This window comes from Arthrobacter sp. FW306-2-2C-D06B (genome assembly GCF_021789175.1).
In the GTDB taxonomy this organism is placed as follows: Bacteria; Actinomycetota; Actinomycetes; order Actinomycetales; family Micrococcaceae; genus Arthrobacter.
The window spans coordinates 1,005,239-1,021,548 of the sequence record NZ_CP084560.1 but is presented as its reverse complement, the minus strand read 5'-3'; the positions used below and the strand labels follow the sequence as shown (position 1 = coordinate 1,021,548).

General features: G+C 64.6%; 15 protein-coding genes. 3 read left to right on the top strand and 12 right to left on the bottom strand.

The annotated features are described in order from the left end of the window. Positions 1 to 26: 26 nt before the first annotated feature. From purU to glyA, 7 genes are read right to left on the bottom strand one after another with little or no spacing between them, the layout of a single operon-like run. A complete protein-coding gene (purU, locus tag LFT47_RS04955) occupies positions 27 to 926 on the bottom strand; it encodes a formyltetrahydrofolate deformylase (RefSeq protein WP_236815856.1) in 900 nt (299 codons plus the stop codon). Positions 927 to 928: 2 nt separating this feature from the next. Further along, complete coding sequence (locus tag LFT47_RS04950; protein WP_236815849.1) at positions 929 to 2,320, bottom strand: L-serine ammonia-lyase; 1,392 nt, start codon at positions 2,318 to 2,320, stop codon at positions 929 to 931. Then, positions 2,320 to 2,955: a sarcosine oxidase subunit gamma gene (locus tag LFT47_RS04945; protein ID WP_236815847.1), complete on the bottom strand. Its 636-nt coding sequence runs from the start codon at positions 2,953 to 2,955 to the stop codon at positions 2,320 to 2,322. The genes LFT47_RS04950 and LFT47_RS04945 overlap by 1 nt, the downstream gene beginning before the upstream one ends. Then, entirely contained in the window at positions 2,948 to 5,893 is a 2,946-nt protein-coding gene (locus LFT47_RS04940) for an FAD-dependent oxidoreductase (RefSeq protein ID WP_236815845.1), read from the bottom strand. The genes LFT47_RS04945 and LFT47_RS04940 overlap by 8 nt, the downstream gene beginning before the upstream one ends. After that, positions 5,890 to 6,204 (bottom strand): sarcosine oxidase subunit delta, encoded by a 315-nt coding sequence (locus LFT47_RS04935; protein WP_236815843.1) that lies wholly within the window; start codon positions 6,202 to 6,204, stop codon positions 5,890 to 5,892. The genes LFT47_RS04940 and LFT47_RS04935 overlap by 4 nt, the downstream gene beginning before the upstream one ends. 24 nt (positions 6,205 to 6,228) lie before the next feature. Further along, entirely contained in the window at positions 6,229 to 7,449 is a 1,221-nt protein-coding gene (locus LFT47_RS04930) for a sarcosine oxidase subunit beta family protein (RefSeq protein WP_236815842.1), read from the bottom strand. Next, positions 7,446 to 8,801, bottom strand: a complete 1,356-nt coding sequence (gene glyA / locus LFT47_RS04925; protein WP_236818357.1) for a serine hydroxymethyltransferase — start codon at positions 8,799 to 8,801, stop codon at positions 7,446 to 7,448. The genes LFT47_RS04930 and glyA overlap by 4 nt, the downstream gene beginning before the upstream one ends. Positions 8,802 to 8,955: 154 nt before the next feature. Between glyA and LFT47_RS04920 the strand changes: the two genes are divergently transcribed. After that, entirely contained in the window at positions 8,956 to 9,627 is a 672-nt protein-coding gene (locus LFT47_RS04920; RefSeq protein ID WP_236815841.1) for a GntR family transcriptional regulator, read from the top strand. A gap of 262 nt (positions 9,628 to 9,889) precedes the next feature. On the opposite strand, the gene LFT47_RS04915 is transcribed toward LFT47_RS04920, so the two are convergent. After that, a complete protein-coding gene (locus LFT47_RS04915) occupies positions 9,890 to 10,627 on the bottom strand; it encodes a VOC family protein (protein ID WP_236815840.1) in 738 nt (245 codons plus the stop codon). 106 nt (positions 10,628 to 10,733) lie between these two features. On the opposite strand from LFT47_RS04915, the gene LFT47_RS04910 reads away from it, so the two are divergent. After that, positions 10,734 to 11,558, top strand: a complete 825-nt coding sequence (locus tag LFT47_RS04910) for an IclR family transcriptional regulator (RefSeq protein ID WP_236815839.1) — start codon at positions 10,734 to 10,736, stop codon at positions 11,556 to 11,558. Here LFT47_RS04910 and LFT47_RS04905 read toward each other — a convergent pair. From LFT47_RS04905 to LFT47_RS04890, 4 genes are read right to left on the bottom strand one after another with little or no spacing between them, the layout of a single operon-like run. Beyond that, the gene (locus tag LFT47_RS04905; protein WP_236815838.1) at positions 11,555 to 12,196 is read right to left on the bottom strand and encodes an MBL fold metallo-hydrolase; all 642 of its coding nucleotides are present in this window, start codon (positions 12,194 to 12,196) and stop codon (positions 11,555 to 11,557) included. The genes LFT47_RS04910 and LFT47_RS04905 overlap by 4 nt on opposite strands. Beyond that, positions 12,193 to 13,281, bottom strand: coding sequence for an S-(hydroxymethyl)mycothiol dehydrogenase (locus LFT47_RS04900; protein ID WP_236815837.1), 1,089 nt, complete (start codon positions 13,279 to 13,281; stop codon positions 12,193 to 12,195). The genes LFT47_RS04905 and LFT47_RS04900 overlap by 4 nt, the downstream gene beginning before the upstream one ends. Before the next feature lie 60 nt (positions 13,282 to 13,341). Next, the gene (locus LFT47_RS04895) at positions 13,342 to 14,478 is read right to left on the bottom strand and encodes an aromatic ring-hydroxylating oxygenase subunit alpha (RefSeq protein WP_236815835.1); all 1,137 of its coding nucleotides are present in this window, start codon (positions 14,476 to 14,478) and stop codon (positions 13,342 to 13,344) included. Positions 14,479 to 14,522: 44 nt separating this feature from the next. Next, on the bottom strand, positions 14,523 to 15,719 hold the full coding sequence (locus LFT47_RS04890; RefSeq protein WP_236815834.1) for an NAD(P)/FAD-dependent oxidoreductase: 1,197 nt from the start codon (positions 15,717 to 15,719) through the stop codon (positions 14,523 to 14,525). A 233-nt stretch (positions 15,720 to 15,952) separates the two neighbouring features. Here LFT47_RS04890 and LFT47_RS04885 point away from each other — a divergent pair, with 233 nt between their 5' ends. After that, a complete protein-coding gene (locus tag LFT47_RS04885) occupies positions 15,953 to 16,303 on the top strand; it encodes a bifunctional 3-phenylpropionate/cinnamic acid dioxygenase ferredoxin subunit (protein WP_078106204.1) in 351 nt (116 codons plus the stop codon). The last annotated feature ends 7 nt before the right edge of the window (positions 16,304 to 16,310 follow it).

Below are 16,310 nucleotides of genomic sequence, written 5' to 3'. Positions count from 1 at the left end.
CGGCGATTTGGGCGGCGCGGCTGCAGTTACTTGAGCACCACGGTCCTGCTGCCTTGCAGGATCACGCGTCCTTCGCAGTGCCAGCGGACGGCGTTGCTGAGTGCTTTGCACTCGGTATCGCGCCCTGCCGCGACCAGGTCGTCCGGCCCGAAGGTGTGATCGACTTCCACGACTTGCTGGGCGATGATCGGCCCCTCGTCCAACTCGCCGTTGACGTAGTGCGCGGTGGCGCCCACGGTCTTGACGCCCCGCGCGTAGGCCTGGTGGTACGGTTTGGCGCCTTTGAAGCTGGGGAGGAACGAATGGTGGATGTTGATTGCCCGGCCGTCGAGCTTGCGGGCAAGATCGTCGCTGAGGACCTGCATGTAGCGGGCCAGGACCACCAGTTCGACGTCCAGGCGATCGATGAGGTCAAGGAGCTGCCCCTCTGCCGCCGCCTTGGTGTCCGGGGTGACGGGCACGTGGAAGAACGGAATGCCGTGCCATTCGACCGTCCGCCGGTGGTCCGGGTGGTTGGAGACGACCCCGACAATGTCGATGGGCAGTTCCCCGATGCGGGCCCGGAACAGGAGGTCGTTGAGGCAGTGCTCGAACTTGGAGACCATGATCAGGACGCGCCGCTTGGCACCGTGGCGCTGGAGCTGCCAGCGCATGCCGAACTTTTCGGCAACGGGCGCGAAGGCATCCCGCAGCGAGTCGATGGTCGACTGATCCCCATCCGATGCGAAGTGGATCCGCATGAAGAAGTGGTGATCCAGTTGGGAGTCGAATTGCTTGTTGTCGATGATGTCGCAACCGTGCTCGAGGAGAAAGCCGGAGACGGCGTGCACAATCCCCCGCGTTTCCGGGCAATCGAGCGTCAAGACATGCTCAACGGTGGTAGCCGGCAGCGCCGAGTTAACGATTTCATTCTGTGTGACAGTCATGGTTAGCACTCCACTACGTTGACGGCGAGGCCTCCGCGGGAGGTCTCCTTGTACTTGCTTTTCATGTCCGCTCCTGTCTCTCGCATGGTTTTGATGGCTTTATCAAGGGACACTTTGTGGCTGCCGTCGCCGTGCAGTGCAAGGCGGGCGGCGTTGATGGCCTTCACGCTGGCGATGGCGTTGCGTTCGATGCACGGAATCTGCACCAGCCCGCCCACGGGATCGCACGTGAGGCCGAGATTGTGTTCGATGCCCACTTCCGCGGCGTTCTCCACTTGCTGGGGAGTGCCGCCGAGGACCTCACACAGACCGGCGGCAGCCATGGAACAGGCAGAGCCCACCTCGCCCTGGCAGCCGACTTCGGCACCGGAAATGGACGCGTTGATCTTGAACAGGATCCCGACGGCGGCCGCCGCGAGCAGGAAGCGGACCACGCCGTCGTCGTCGGCCCCCTGCACGAATTTCGTGTAGTAGTGCAACACCGCCGGCACGATGCCTGCCGCACCGTTGGTGGGTGCCGTGACGATGCGGCCGCCCGCGGCGTTTTCCTCGTTCACGGCAAGCGCGAACAGGTTCACCCATTCCATGGCGAGCAGCGGGTCTGCCGAGCTCGAACCCTGCAGACCGGCGTCGGTGGCGGCGAGGGTCTTGAACAACGACGGCGCCCGCCGCCTCACGTTCAAGCCTCCCGGCAGGATTCCTTCCGCGGCGCAGCCGTTGTCCACGCATTCGCGCATGACCGCCCAGATCTGCAGCAGTCGCTCGCGGAGTTCGGCCTCGCTGCGCCACACGAGCTCGTTGGCCAGCATGACCTCGGAAATGGACATGTCCTCCCGTGCGCAGATCGCCAGGAGCTCGTCCGCGGAGGTGAAGGGATAGGGCAGTACGGTGTCGTCTGCAACGACTTTGTCGCTTCCCGAAGCGTCGCCGTCCACCACGAAGCCGCCGCCGATCGAGTAGTAGCTGCGTTCGCGCAGCACCTCCCCGGCGTGGTCGAGGGCCCGGAAAGTCATACCGTTAGGGTGGGCAGGCAGGGATTTGCGCCGGTGCAGGACCACGTCTTCGTCCCAGTTGAAGTCCACGCGGTGGTGTCCGGCGATCCGCAATTCGGCGTCGAGCGCTGCTGCGGCAACCTGGTCGTCCGCGGTGGAGGTGTCCACCGTTTCCGGCGATTGGCCCTGCAGTCCCAGCACCACGGCTTTGTCCGAGCCGTGGCCGCGACCGGTGGCGCCCAGCGAGCCGAAAAGCTCCGCCTGCACGCGCACCGTTGCCGCGAGTTGCCCGGAGGATTCCAGGCCGTCGGTGAACCGCTTTGCCGCCCGCATCGGGCCGACCGTGTGCGACGACGACGGCCCGATGCCAATGGAAAACAGGTCAAGCACGCTCAGGGCCATCAGGGAACCTCAGGAGAGGCGTATTCCCTCATGCCGTCAAGCAGCCAACGGCCCAGGAACTCGGCGAACGAAGCCCGTGGGAAGATCCAGAAGCTGTCCTCGCCGGTCTTCAACAGCATCGCCGGGATGTTTCCGATTTCCGTGGCGAGGGCCGTCCCGGTGCGGAAGGCGCGGGGGTGCAAGTCCAGCGAGCAGCCCTTTTCCAGGACGTCCCGGGCACGGAAGCCGGACAGCTCGAAGGTGGTGCGGTTGGCGGACAAGTCCACCACCTGGCCCGGGTCGTCGCCCAGGGCCTCCACCAGTGCGCGGACCAGGTCTCCGCCCAGGGAATCGTGGGCCGATTCCGGTGCGACCACGAGGAATTCCTCCGGACCAAGCCACAGGGTGGTGGCTCTCTCATCCCCGCTGATCTCACCGCAGGCAACCGGCAGGCCGCCGGTCACGGACGCGAGGCGGGTTCCGGCGTCGGACGTTCGGTCAACCCGGATCCCCACCATGGTTTGGAACGGGATTTCCTTCAACGCGACGGTTCCGGGCACTGAACCCGATTCGAAGGTCGGTGCCAGGTGCGATGCCGGGCTGCGGCGCGCCGCACGGAGCGTCTCGGGGTTTGCGGGTGTTGCTGTTTCAGCCATCTTTACGGGTCCCTTCAGCGTCGAAAAGTACGGTTTCTCCCACAACGACGTCCAGCAACTGGTCGCCGACGGAGGCCACGAGGGTCTCGCCGATCCGGTTGCGGCCGTTGGTGATCAGTGCCAGGCCGAAGGACCGGCCCAAAGCGGCACTGTGGTAGCTCGAGGTCACGAAGCCCTGCATCGGCACGGGGCCGTAAGCCGGGTTGACCGGGATTCCCTTTTCCACGAGCTGGGTGCCTTCCGGAAGACGGAACGAACCGTCCGCCGGGAGGACGCTGACCAAGTGCTTGCGGTCCGTACGGGCAGCGTCTTCGCGGCTGTACGAGCGCTTGCCGATGAAGTCCTTTGCCTTGGAAACGATCCATTCCATCCCGGCGTCCTGGGGGGTGACGGTTCCGTCCGTGTCCTGTCCGACGATGGGGTAGCCCTTCTCGGCACGAAGCACGTGCATGGTCTCGGTGCCGTAGGGGGTGATGTTGAACTCGGCCCCCGCCGCAGCAACGGACTCCCAGGTGTTGAGCCCGTACCAGGAGGGAACATTGATTTCGTAGGCAAGCTCACCGGAGAACGAAATCCGGCAGATCCGTGCCTGCACTCCGGAGGCCAGCGTGGTCTCGCGGAACGTCATGAACGGGAACGCTTCGGCGTCCAACCCGCCGTCGGCCGCCAGTTGCGGGGCGACTTTGGCGATCACGGCGCGGGATTTGGGCCCGACGACGGCAATCGTCGTCCACTGTTCGGTCACGGAGGTGCACACCACGTCGAGTTCCGGCCACTCGGTCTGGTGCCATTCCTCGAGCCAGTCGAGGACCTTGGCAGCGCCGCCGGTGGTGGTGGTCATGAAGTAGCGGCCCTCGTCGAGGCGCAAGGTCACGCCGTCGTCGAAGATCATGCCGTCCGGGGTGCACATGACCCCGTAGCGGGCCGAGCCGGGGGCGAGCTTCTTGAACGCGTTGGTGTAGACGCGGTTCAGGAATTCACCGGCATCCTTGCCCCGGATCTCGATCTTGCCCAGCGTGGTGGCGTCCATGAAACCCACGGATTCCCGTACTGCGGCGCATTCGCGGAGCACTGCAGCGTCCATGTCCTCGCCCGCTTGCGGGTAGTACCACGGGCGCTTCCACTGGCCGACGTCCTCGAAGAGCGCACCCTGCGCAACATGCCAGGGGTGGATGGAGGTGACGCGGGCGGGATCGAAAAGCTCGCCGCGCTGGCGTCCGGCCAACGCCGCGAAGGCCACCGGCGTGAACGGGGCACGGTAGGTCGTGGTTCCGATGTCGCCGATGCCGCGGGATGCTTCGCCGGCCTGTTTGAGGGCCGCGGCGATGACGCCGATCGCGTTGACGCCCGAGGTCTTGCCCTGGTCGTTGGCGGTGCTGATGGAGGTGTACCGCTTGATGTGCTCCACGGAGCGCATGCCGGCCCCGGTGGAACGGAGCACGTCGGCCACGGACTGGTCGCGCTGGAAGTCGACGAAGTGGTGGTGCCACTCCCCCGCGTTTCCGCTCTGGCCCGGCACCAGCCACAACTGGCGGGTGGGGGCGGAGGCTACGGGCGCCTTGATCTCAGCGGGCGCCGTCTCGGAGCTGAACCCCGCAGCGATGGCAGCCGCGGCACCCACTGATACGCCTTCGCCGAGGCAATCCCCCAGTTCATAGCTACCGCGGCCTGAGCCGACAACCTGCTGGTCCTTGACCACGGAGCTCGGCACGAAGCCGGCCAGGTCGTCGTCCCAACGCAACTTGCCCTGGCGCTGGCTGTGGAGGTGGACCACGGGACTCCAGCCACCGGAAACCGCCAGCAGATCGCAAGCGATCCGTTCGACGCCGGAGGTGACTTCGCCGTCGTCGTTGAGGCTGCGGATGGTGACGCCGTCGATCCGGCCGTTTTCCCCCGTGCCGGAGGTATCGGCGACGGCGCTGCCCACGAGGACGCGGATGCCGCTTTCGACGGCGGCTGCCGCTGTGTCGCTGAGCTTCGGGCGGGCGTCGACGACGGCGGCGACCTTGACACCAGCGGCCAGCAGATCCGCGGCCAGGAGGTAGGCCGAATCGTTGGTGGTGCCGATGACAACACGCCGTCCCGCAGCGACTGCGTAGCGGTTAAGGTAGCTCCGGACCGCCGAGGCCAGCATGATGCCGGGACGGTCGTTGTTCTCGAAGACGAGCGGACGCTCATGGGCGCCGGGGGCCAGGACCAGCTGCTTGGCACGGATGTGCCAAATACGCTGGCGGGAGACGCCGTCAGCGGCCGGGCTGCCGAGGTGGTCCGTACGGTTCTGTGCCGCGATCACATAGTTCGCGTCGTAGGAGCCGAACGCCGTAGTGCGGTTGAGGACGGTACATTCGGAGGCGGAGACGAGTTCGGCCTCCACGTCGGCGATCCACTCCAAGGCCGGCTTGCCTTCGATCACCTCGGCGAGTTCCGGGGCGGTGGAACCGGACAGCAGCGAGCCGCCGAGCTCGGGCTGGTCATCGATCAGGATGACCCTGGCGCCGGTGCGGACCGCCTCACGGGCCGCCGCAAGGCCGGAAACGCCGCCGCCAACCACCAGGACGTCGGTGTGGACGTATTTCTTGTCGTACTCGGCACGGTCCTCGTTGGGGTCCAGCTTGCCGAGGCCGTTGAGGAACTCAACGCTGAGCCCGTCCACGAGGGACACGGTGGTCGCGGGAAGCATCGACTCGGCGACATGGCCGGGGAAGCGGGCAGCTACCTTGACCAGGGCGTTGGATTCTTCCACGCCGGCGGACATGATGCCGCGGGCCCGGTCCTCATAGAGCGAGTTGCCGACGTTGATGCGGCCGCTGGCCAGCAATGCTGAAGCAACGGTGTCTCCGGGGTGCCCGGTGTATTCCTGGCCGTCCACGGTGAACCGCCAGGAGATGCTGCGGTCGATGCGGCCGCCGGTGGCGAGGCGGGCGTTCTGCGGGGTCACTTCGTGGCTCCTTCCGGAGAGGTGGCGGCTGGGGTGTTCACATCGGGGCGTGGCGAGCCCATCTTGTAGATGGCCTGGATGTCGTAGCTGACGGTGTCGCGGAGCATGTTGAACCATTGGCGGCAACCGGTGCTGTGCACCCAGCGTTCGGCGAAGGCGCCTTTGGTGTTGTCGCGGTAGAACAAGTACTCGGCCCACTGGCGGTCCGTCAGGACCTCCGGGTTTTCCGGGTAGGCAACATGGGCCTGGCCGCCGTAGTGGAATTCTGTTTCGTCTCGTGGCCCGCAATTGGGGCAGCTGATGAGCAGCATGGTTGGTCTCCTAAAGGGCTGCGGCTAGTGGGCGACGGCGGCGGCGCCGTGTTCGTCGATCAGGGCACCTGTCTCGAAGCGTTCCAGCGCAAAAGGCTTGTTGAGCTCGTGCGGCGTGCCGGTGGCGATCGTGTGTGCGAAGGTCAGGCCGGCAGCGGGCGTGCCCTTGAAGCCACCCGTTCCCCACCCACAGTTGACGAACATGTTCTCCACCGGGGTGGTGCCGATGATCGGCGAGGCATCCATGGTGGTGTCCACGATTCCGCCCCAGGTCCGGAGCACGTGGGCCCGGGCGAAGATCGGGAAGAGCTCGACGGCGGCAGCCATCTGGTGTTCGATCACGTGGAAGGAGCCGCGCTGGCCATAGCCGTTGTAGGAGTCCACGCCGGCGCCCATGACCAGTTCGCCCTTGTGTGCCTGGGAAACGTAGACGTGCACATGGTTGGACATGACAACCGTGGGGTGGACGGGTTCATGCAGTTCGGACACCAACGCCTGGAGGGGGTGCGACTGGATCGGGAGGCGGAAGCCGGCCATTTCGGCGAGGACCGAGCTGTGGCCGGCCGCGGCGAGTCCAACCTTTTCGGTATGGATGGTTCCTTGGTTGGTCTTGACCCCCACCACGCGGTTGCCGTCTTTGAGGAAGCCCGTCACTTCGCAGTTCTGGATGATGTCCACGCCCAGTTCGTCGCACTTCCGGGCGAAGGCCCAGGCGACGTGGTCGTGCTTCGCGATGCCGGCCCGGGGCTGGTACGTGGCGCCCATGACCGGGTAGCGGATGTTGTCGCTGATGTTCAGGATGGGGCAGAGTTCCTTGACTTGCTGCGGGTCCAGCCATTCGGCGTCGACCCCGTTGAGCTTGTTCGCGCCGACCCGGCGGACGCTTTCGCGGACGTCGCCCAAGGTGTGGGCGAGGTTCATGACGCCGCGCTGGCTGAAGAGGAAATCGTATTCAAGTTCCTCAGGCAGGATCTCCCAGAGCTTCAGGGCGTGCTCGTAGATGGCAGCGCTCTCGTCCCAGAGGTAGTTGGAACGGATGATGGTGGTGTTGCGGGCCATGTTGCCGCCGGCCAGCCAGCCCTTTTCCAAGACGGCGATGTTGGTCATTCCGTGGTTCTTGGCCAGGAAGTACGCGGTGGCGAGGCCGTGGCCGCCACCGCCCACGATCACAGCGTCGTAGGAAGCCTTGGGCTCCGGGTTACGCCACAGGAAATCCGGGTGTTCGGGGAGTTGGTCTGCACTCACTGGGCTGCTCCAATCATTTCTGCCTCACGTTCGGTGGCAGCTGCGTCGTTGCCGCTGCCACTCTGCGAAAGATGCGGGTAAAGCGGGAATTGTTCGGCGAGCGCGGTAACCCTCGCACGGAGTTCGACGGCGGTGTGGTCACCCAGGGTGCCGCTGCTCGCGGCGGTGATCAGCGCCGTCGCGATGATGTCCGCGACCTCCGCGAATTCCTCGGCGCCGAAGCCGCGGGCTGCGAGTGCCGGGGTGCCGATGCGGAGTCCCGAGGAGACCATCGGCGGCCGCGGGTCGAACGGGACGGCGTTGCGGTTCACGGTGATGCCGATGCGGTGCAAGGTGTCCTCTGCCTGCTGGCCGTCCAGTTCCGAGTGGCGCAGGTCAACCAGGACGAGGTGGACGTCGGTGCCTCCGTTGACCACGGAGATTCCTGTTGCAGCGACGTCTTCCTTCAGGAGCCGTTCGGCAAGGAGCTTGGCGCCTTCCAATACCCGCACCTGGCGTTCCTGAAACTCGGGCTCTGCCGCCATTTTGAACGCCACGGCCTTGGCTGCGATCACGTGTTCCAGCGGGCCGCCTTGCTGGCCGGGGAACACTGCGCTGTTGATCTTGCGTGCGTATTGTTCCTTTGACAGGATCACTCCGCCGCGGGGACCGCCGAGGGTCTTGTGGGTCGTGGTGGTCACGACGTCGGCATACGGCACGGGATTGGGGTGCAGTCCGGCCGCGACGAGGCCGGCGAAGTGGGCCATGTCCACCATGAGGTAGGCGCCCACGAGGTCGGCGATCCGGCGGAACTCGGCGAAATCCAAGTGGCGCGAGTACGCGGACCAGCCGGCAACGATCAGCTTGGGGCGGTGTTCCAGGGCCAGGGCTTCCACTTCCGCCATATCCACCCGGAGGTCGGATTCGCTGACGTGGTACGGGATGACGTTGTACAGCTTGCCGGAGAAGTTGATGCGCATGCCGTGGGTCAAGTGGCCACCGTGTGCGAGGTCGAGGCCCATGATGGTGTCCCCCGGCTCGAGGAGCGCGAACATGGCTGCGGCATTGGCCTGGGCGCCGGAGTGCGGCTGGACATTTGCGGCTTCGGCGCCGAAGAGGGCCTTGACGCGATCGATGGCCAGTTGCTCGATGACGTCAACGTGCTCGCAGCCACCGTAGTAGCGCTTGCCCGGGTAGCCTTCCGCGTACTTGTTGGTCAGGACCGAGCCCTGTGCCTGCATGACGGCTGCAGGGGCGAAGTTTTCGGAGGCGATCATTTCCAGCGTGGATTGCTGGCGGATGAGTTCCTGGGCGATCGCCTGTTCAACCTCCGGGTCCGCCTGGGCAAGCGGGCGGATCAGCGGTTCAACCATCATGTTCTCCTTTTGAGATACTTATATTTACTGACTAATCAACAACTGATATATTAGAACTGCTGCCATAGTATGTTGGAGATCACACAACCGTCAACAGCCCGGCAGCAACTGATCCGCCAGACTTGGAATTGTGACAAACGGGAGAGGGCACATGAGCACTGCACTGGAGGCACTGGACACAGGCACACAGGGAACTTCCTTGGCGGAAAACGCCTACCTGCTCCTGCGCGACCGGCTCATCATGCTGGACATCAAACCCGGAGACCCCATCAACGACGGGCAGATTGCCGCGGAACTCGGCATCGGCCGGACTCCCGTGCGCGAGGCCATCAAGCGGCTCGAAAGCGACCACCTCGTGGTGTCGTATCCCCGCCGCGGAACCTTCGCCACCGGCGTCGACATCACCCAATTGGCGGATGTGTCCGAAATCCGGGAGCTGCTTGAGCCCTTGGCCTCACGGCGCGCTGCCCGCATGGCCAGCCCCAAGCTGCGGGAGGAACTGCGCGAGGTCGCGGCAGCCATCAGCGGCCTGGAAGCACACGACGCCGGGCAGCAGGAACTCATGCGCTACGACATCCAGGTGCACCGGCTCATCTACAAGGCCGCAGCGAATCCCCACCTCGAGGACGTGCTGATCCGCTACGACAACCTGGCAACACGCATCTGGTGCCACATGCTGGACAAGATGCCTTCAGTGACGGGCCACGTCGCTGAGCACGCAGAACTGCTCACCGCAATCGCCGACGGCGACGAGGACAGGGCAGCGGCGCTCGCCCTGCACCACGTGGTGAGTTTCGAAGAAACGATCCGCAAGGTGCTCTAGGTTCGAGGACCTGAGGCGTCATCTCTTCCAGTGCCTAGGCCACTTCACGTTCAACAGCAGCAATCCGAGCAAGAGCGAATCAACTGCGATTATTCCCGACATGAAGTAAGCCCAACCGATGTTCATGGCTCGTTCACCACCAGCCGGCGGCACGAGGTGCGCGGTTGCATCAGAACACACATACCAATCTCCTGACCTGGATCCCCCAGTCAATCGATAGTCCACCAAGTGTGGCACGACGGCGCCCAAGAAGGAACGGGCTTTAGCCCGGGGTGAGGACGCAGAATTCGTTGCCCTCCGTGTCGGCGAGGCATACCCATGGCACATCGCCTTGGCCGACGTCGGCGTCCGTGGCGCCCAGGTCCCGCAGCCGGGCCACCTCTGCCGCTTGATCATCGCCGGGGTATGGCCTCAGGTCGAGATGGACACGGCCAGCCACGGCATTCGGGACGGGTGTGCGGACGAATTCCAGATACGGCCCCACGCCCTTGGCCGAACGCAGCCTCGCAAAATCGTCGCTCACCTCGTGCAGGGTCCAGTCCATCGCCCCGCTCCAGAACCGGGCCATGGCCCGCGGATCCGCACAGTTGACCACCACCGCGGCGATCGGCCCGGTGTCCTGGTAGATCGGCCGGGGCTCCAGCACGCAGAACAGGTTGCCCTCCGGGTCGGCCAGGACCGTCCACGGCACGTCGCCCTGGCCAATGTCGGCGGGCGTCGCGCCGAGCTTCACCAGGCGCGCCACGAGCTCGGCTTGATGGGCCCCAGAGGTGGTGGCGAGGTCGAGGTGCGCGCGGTACCTCACCGTTTCGGGGTCCGGGACGGTGACGACGTCGACGCACACGGCGGCGGGGTCCGGCCCGGCGAAGCCCACGGGTTCAACATTGCTCACGCCGGGTCCTTCGCTGGAAATGTCCCAACCGAGCGCCTCGGCCCAAAACCGGCCGAGCGCCGAGTCATCCCGGGCCTTGAAATTCACTTGAACAAGTCGCAGTGCCATATCGACCGATCCTATAACCAGGAAATGCCCGGCATGAGCGGCAGCGTCCCAGGACACGCAGTGCGGAGAGGCCGCTCATTTGACCGCGTTTGAGACGATGAACCACATGGACGCTGACGCAAGCATTGCCAACGACCCCGATACCGATCCCGCCGCCGCGCAGCACGCAGGTGTGCAGTCCGTGGACCGGGCCATCACCGTGCTCGAAATCATCGCCCGCAACGGAGATGCCGGCGTGAGTGAGATCGCCGAGGAAATGGGCGTCCACAAGTCAACGGCGTCGCGGCTGCTGAGCGCCCTGGACGCCCGTGGCATGGTTCAGCAGAATCACGAGCGCGGAAAATACCAACTCGGTTTCAACATCCTGCGCTTGGCGAGTGCCATTCCGGCCCGCCTCAGCTTGGTGCGGGAGGCCCGGGAAGATCTCGAAGCCCTGGCGGAGAAGTTCGCTGAGACTGCCAACCTTGCTGTACTGCGGTCAAATTTCGCGGTCAACGTGGACCAGGCCATTGGCCCCAACACGCTCGGCACGCAGGACTGGATCGGCGGGCTCACCCCGCTCCACGCGACGTCCAGCGGCAAGGTCATGCTTGCAGCGCTGCCGCCTGCGACGCGTGACCGCGTTCTGAGGGAAGCCGGCCAGGCGCGATACACGCCACAGACCATCACAGACCGCGACGAGCTGGAGCAGCAAATGCCGGTCATTGCGGAGGCCGGGTACGCCGCGACGTATGAAGAACTCGAACGCGGACTCAACGCCGTCGCCGTTCCGATCCGCAACCACAGCGGCACCGTGATCGGAGCCATCAGCCTTTCCGGCCCGGCCTTCCGTTTCGAGCCGGAAAAAATACCCGGCCTGCTCGATGCGCTCAAGCAAGCCGGGTATTCAATCAGCGTCAAGATGGGTTACACCGCAGCCAGCGGTGCCTAAACGCCGTCGGCCTGGCGATCCAACGCTGCCTGGGAGAGGTTGTCCCCCTCGGCTTTGATGGTGGTGTCCGCGCCATGCCCCGTCCGGACCACGGTTTCCGCCGGAAGCGTCAGAAGACGTTCCCGGATCGAGGCCAGGATGGTTGGGTGGTCGCTGAACGACCTGCCCGTCGCGCCCGGACCGCCGTTGAAGAGGGTGTCGCCCGTGAAGACCGTTCCTTCGCTTTCCAGGTAGAAGCACGTGGAACCAGGCGAGTGGCCCGGCGTATGGATGGCACGCAGGGCCGTGCCCGCCACGTCGAAGATGTCGCCGTCCGCAATGTGACGGTCCGGCCGGGCATCCGGATACACCTGCTCCCATAGAACCAGGTCTGCGGGGTGCAGGTGGATCGGCGCGTTCACGGCCTTCGCCACGTCGAGCGCTGCCCCGATGTGGTCGTTGTGAGCATGGGTGAGCAGGATGGCGCGCACCTTTCGCCCGCGGACCTGCTCGATGATCGCCGTCGCGTCGTGCGGTGAATCGATGATCACGCACTCGTCGTCATTGCCGATAATCCAGACATTGTTGTCCACATCCCACGTGCCGCCGTCGAGCGAAAACGTGCCCGAGGTGACGAGGTTTTCGATGGTGGCGTTCATCCGATTTCCACCACCGAGCGGAGCACTTTGCCCTCGTGCATCTTGGCGAAGGCTTCTTCCACTTGGTCGATGGTGATCCGTTCGGAGACGAACGCGTCCAGGTCAAGGTTGCCTTGCTTGTAGTGCGCCACCAGCATCGGGAAATCGCGGGAAGGCAGGCAGTCCCCGTACCAGGAGGACTTCAGCGAACCGCCGCGGCCAAAGAGGTCGAGCAGGGGCAATTCGAGTTTCATGTCCGGCGTCGGGACGCCCACCAGCACCACGCGGCCGGCGAGGTCGCGCGCGTAGAAGGCCTGCTTGTACGTTTCGGGACGTCCGACGGCGTCGATCACCACATCGGCACCGTTGCCGCCGGTCAGCGCCCGGATGGCTTCGATGGGGTCCTCCTGGCTGGAGTTGATACCGTGCGTGGCTCCCAGGGACCTGGCCATCCCTATTTTGTTGGCGTCGATGTCCACGGCGATGATCGTGGTGGCGCCAGCGAGCTTTGCCCCGGCAATGGCGGCGATGCCGACGCCGCCGCAGCCGATGACGGCCACGGACTCGCCCCGCTTGACCTCACCGGTGTTGATGGCGGCACCGATGCCTGCCATCACACCACAGCCGAGCAGCCCGACCGCGGCGGGATCGACGTCGTCGTCCACTTTGGTGCATTGCCCGGCGGCCACGAGGGTCTTCTCGGCGAAGGCGCCGATCCCCAGGGCCGGTACAAGTTCCGTGCCGTCCTCCAGGGTCATCTTCTGGGTGGCGTTGTGCGTGTTGAAGCAGTACTGCGGCTGGCCCTTGGCGCATGCCCGGCATTCCCCGCACACGGCACGCCAGTTCAGGATCACCCGGTCCCCTGGCGCCACTTCGGTAACGTCCGGCCCGACCGCGCTCACCACACCGGTGGCCTCGTGGCCGAGCAGGATGGGGAAATCATCGGTGATGCCGCCCTGCTTGTAGTGCAGGTCGGTGTGGCAGACGCCGCAGGTGAGGATGTCCACCAGCGCCTCGCCCGGGCCGGGGTCCGGCACCAGAATGGTCTCCACCGAGACCGGGGCGTTCTTTTCCTTGGCGATGACCGCCCGTACTTTGTAGACCATTAGCTGGTGTTCCTTTTCCTCAGTTCGCGGTAGCTCGTTACAAGACAGACATTCCTCAGGCTAGCTGCCGGCGGGTACGTCGGCGATCTTGTTGGTGACCCAGCTGTGGAACGCCTCGATGTGGTGCTCGCTCGGTACAAGCACGCCGCCCTTCGCATAGATCTTGGAACCCATGGCCGGCTGGCAGCGTTCGCAGGCGTCGAAGTCCTGCTCGTTGACCCGGTGGAAGAGCTCCACCGAAGCGCTCACGTCCTTGCCGGATTCCACCACGCTGGGCAGGTAGAGCCAATCGCATTCGACGATTGTGTGGTCGGCGGCCAGCGGGAACATGCGGTGGATAATGACGTGGTCGGGCACCAGGTTGACGAAGACATTCGGCTTGATGGTCACTGCGTAGTACCGGCGGTCCTGGTCATCGCCCACTCCCGGAATTCGATCCAGGCCTTCGGAACCGTCAATCGTGAAGCCCTTGATGTCGTCACCGAACTCCGCGCCGTGGCCCACAAAATACTGTGCCGCCAGGCCATCGGCGAACTCGGGCAGGACTTCGGTGAGTTCGGGGTGGATCGTGGCGCAGTGGTAACACTCCATGAAGTTTTCGATGATGAGCTTCCAGTTGGCCTTGACGTCGTACTTGATGCGCCGGCCAAGGCTCAGGTTCGCGATGTCATAGTCGTCAACAGCCCGCAGGTCGCCGAGGCGCTCCTCGATGGCCCCCATCACGTCTTCCTCGAACGACGGCGGCTCATCCGCGAGGCAGACCCAGACGTAGCCCATGTATTCACGGACGTGGACTTTGACCAGTCCGTATTCGTTGCGGTCGATATCCGGCATCTTGGTGAGGTTCGGGGCCGCGATGAGCTTTCCCTCGAGGTCGTAGGTCCAGGCGTGGTACGGGCACTGGAACGAGCGGTTGGCTTCGCCGGACTCCTCCATGCACAGCTTCACGCCGCGGTGCCGGCAGATGTTGTAGAACGCGCGGATTTCCCCCTTGCGGGTGCGGTTGATGAGTACGCTCTCGCGGCCGATCTGCACCGTTTTGAACGAGCCGGCCTTTTCCAGGTCTGCGGTCCGCACTGCACAGAACCACATTTGTTCAAAGATGTGCTGCTGCTCGGCACGGAAGATGTCTTCACTGACATACGTGTGGCCGGGGAGAGTGGGGATCAGGCTGGGGGAAACAACTTCAGTGGTCATGCTGACTCCTATTCAGTGATGAACGTGTTGAGGCTTGGGAATGTTCAAGGGGTTGCCAGGACGGGCGGGGCGTTGCGGGCGTTGAGTTGCCGGCGCCAACGGGTGAACAGGCGCGGCTGGTTCACACCCAGGACGCCCACCGGTTCCTCGCCCCGGTAGTACACGGCCAGGAAGCTGTGGTTCTCGAGCTGCCCCGCCTCGATCTCGACGCGCTCCGCGTCCCGCGCATGGCCGGCGAACTGGAGCGTCACTCCGTACTGGTCGGACCAGAAGTACGGCAAGTTGAGAGGAAGAGGCGCGGCGGAGTGATCCAAGAGTCCGGCCACGGCGCGAGCGGCACGTTCCTGGGCGCCGCTCCAATGCTCCACTCGATGGTGCCGGCCGCTGCGTGCGTCGAACCAGGCCGCGCAGTCTCCCACGGCAACCACCCCGGGAACGTTGGTCCGTCCCATCGCATCGCACGTGACACCGTCGTCGAGCTCGACGCCCGAACCGACCAGCCACCCGACATTGGGGACCGCACCGATTCCGAGGAGTACGACGTCGGCGGAACGGTACTGTCCGTCGCTGAGCCGGACACCGGTCACATTTCCTTCGTAGCTGTAATACGAGTCGATTCCCGTGTCACAAATCAGCTCCACTCCATTGATGCCATGGAGCGTGGCCATGACAGCAGCCATCTCCGGACCGAGCGGAGCGCTAAGCGGCACTTCGCTCTTGCAGACGATGGTCACGTCCATTCCCAAGCCCCTGGCTGTCGATGCGACTTCCGCCCCGATAAACCCGGCGCCCACAACCAACAGGCGGCTGCCGGCCACGAGCTCCGGGGCCAGATCCTGGGCATCTTGGAGGGTCCTCAGCGTAAACACATTGGCCAGCCCCGCTAGTTCGGGCAGTGTGCGGGCTGAGGCTCCCGTGGCGATCACGACGCCGTCCGCCACCACAGTGCGCCCATCGGCTAGGGAGATTGTCCTGGTGGCGGCGTCGAAGCTTCGCGCCGGCGAGCCCAGCAGCCATTCGGCCTGGAGCGGGTCGTCTGCTCCCGCTTCCTCGGCTTCCAACATGACGTGCTTGATACCGATCTTTCCTGCCAGGAACTCCTTGGACAGGGGCGGGCGGTCATACGGCCGCTGTTGCTCATCGCCAATGATGAGCAACCGGCCGGAAAAACCCTGCGCCCGGGCAGCGCGGGCGGCGGAAAGACCCGCCAATGATGCGCCCACGATCGCCAATGTCTCCATGGCTTCCTCCTCGCAGAGCCGTTCGAAAGTTTATTGCGCAATACGCAACAAACTTCATTATGCGAAACAGCGTGACGGACTTCACATCGCGTGTCAAGGAATCTGCCCAGGAAATTAAACCCCTTGACAAGCCACTGTGAGGTCGATCACTCTGTTGCGTATTGTGATCAGCGTTGATCATGAGACAACCGCCCCACAGGTTTCGGCCAGCCCGCTGAAAGAAGGTTCGTGAGATGCACAGTGCTTGCCCGCTTAGCTCGTTGGCTCCGGGGGACGCGATTCGACTCGAGACGTCTCCGCCCATTGCCGTATTCCACACCGAAGAGGGCGAACTCTTTGCCCTCGACGACACTTGCACCCACCAGGACGCCTCACTCGCCGACGGCTGGGTAGAGGACTGCTGGGTCGAGTGCCCCCTTCATGCTTCAAAGTTCAACCTCCGCACGGGAGCCGCCGACGCGCCTCCCGCCAAATTGCCCATCAGGGTCCACGAAGTCCTGGTAGTGGACGGCCAGATCATGGTCAAAGAATCCGAAGACGCGCCCAACCTCCCACCCGGGTTGACCGTCGACGGCCACGTCTAGGTCCGGC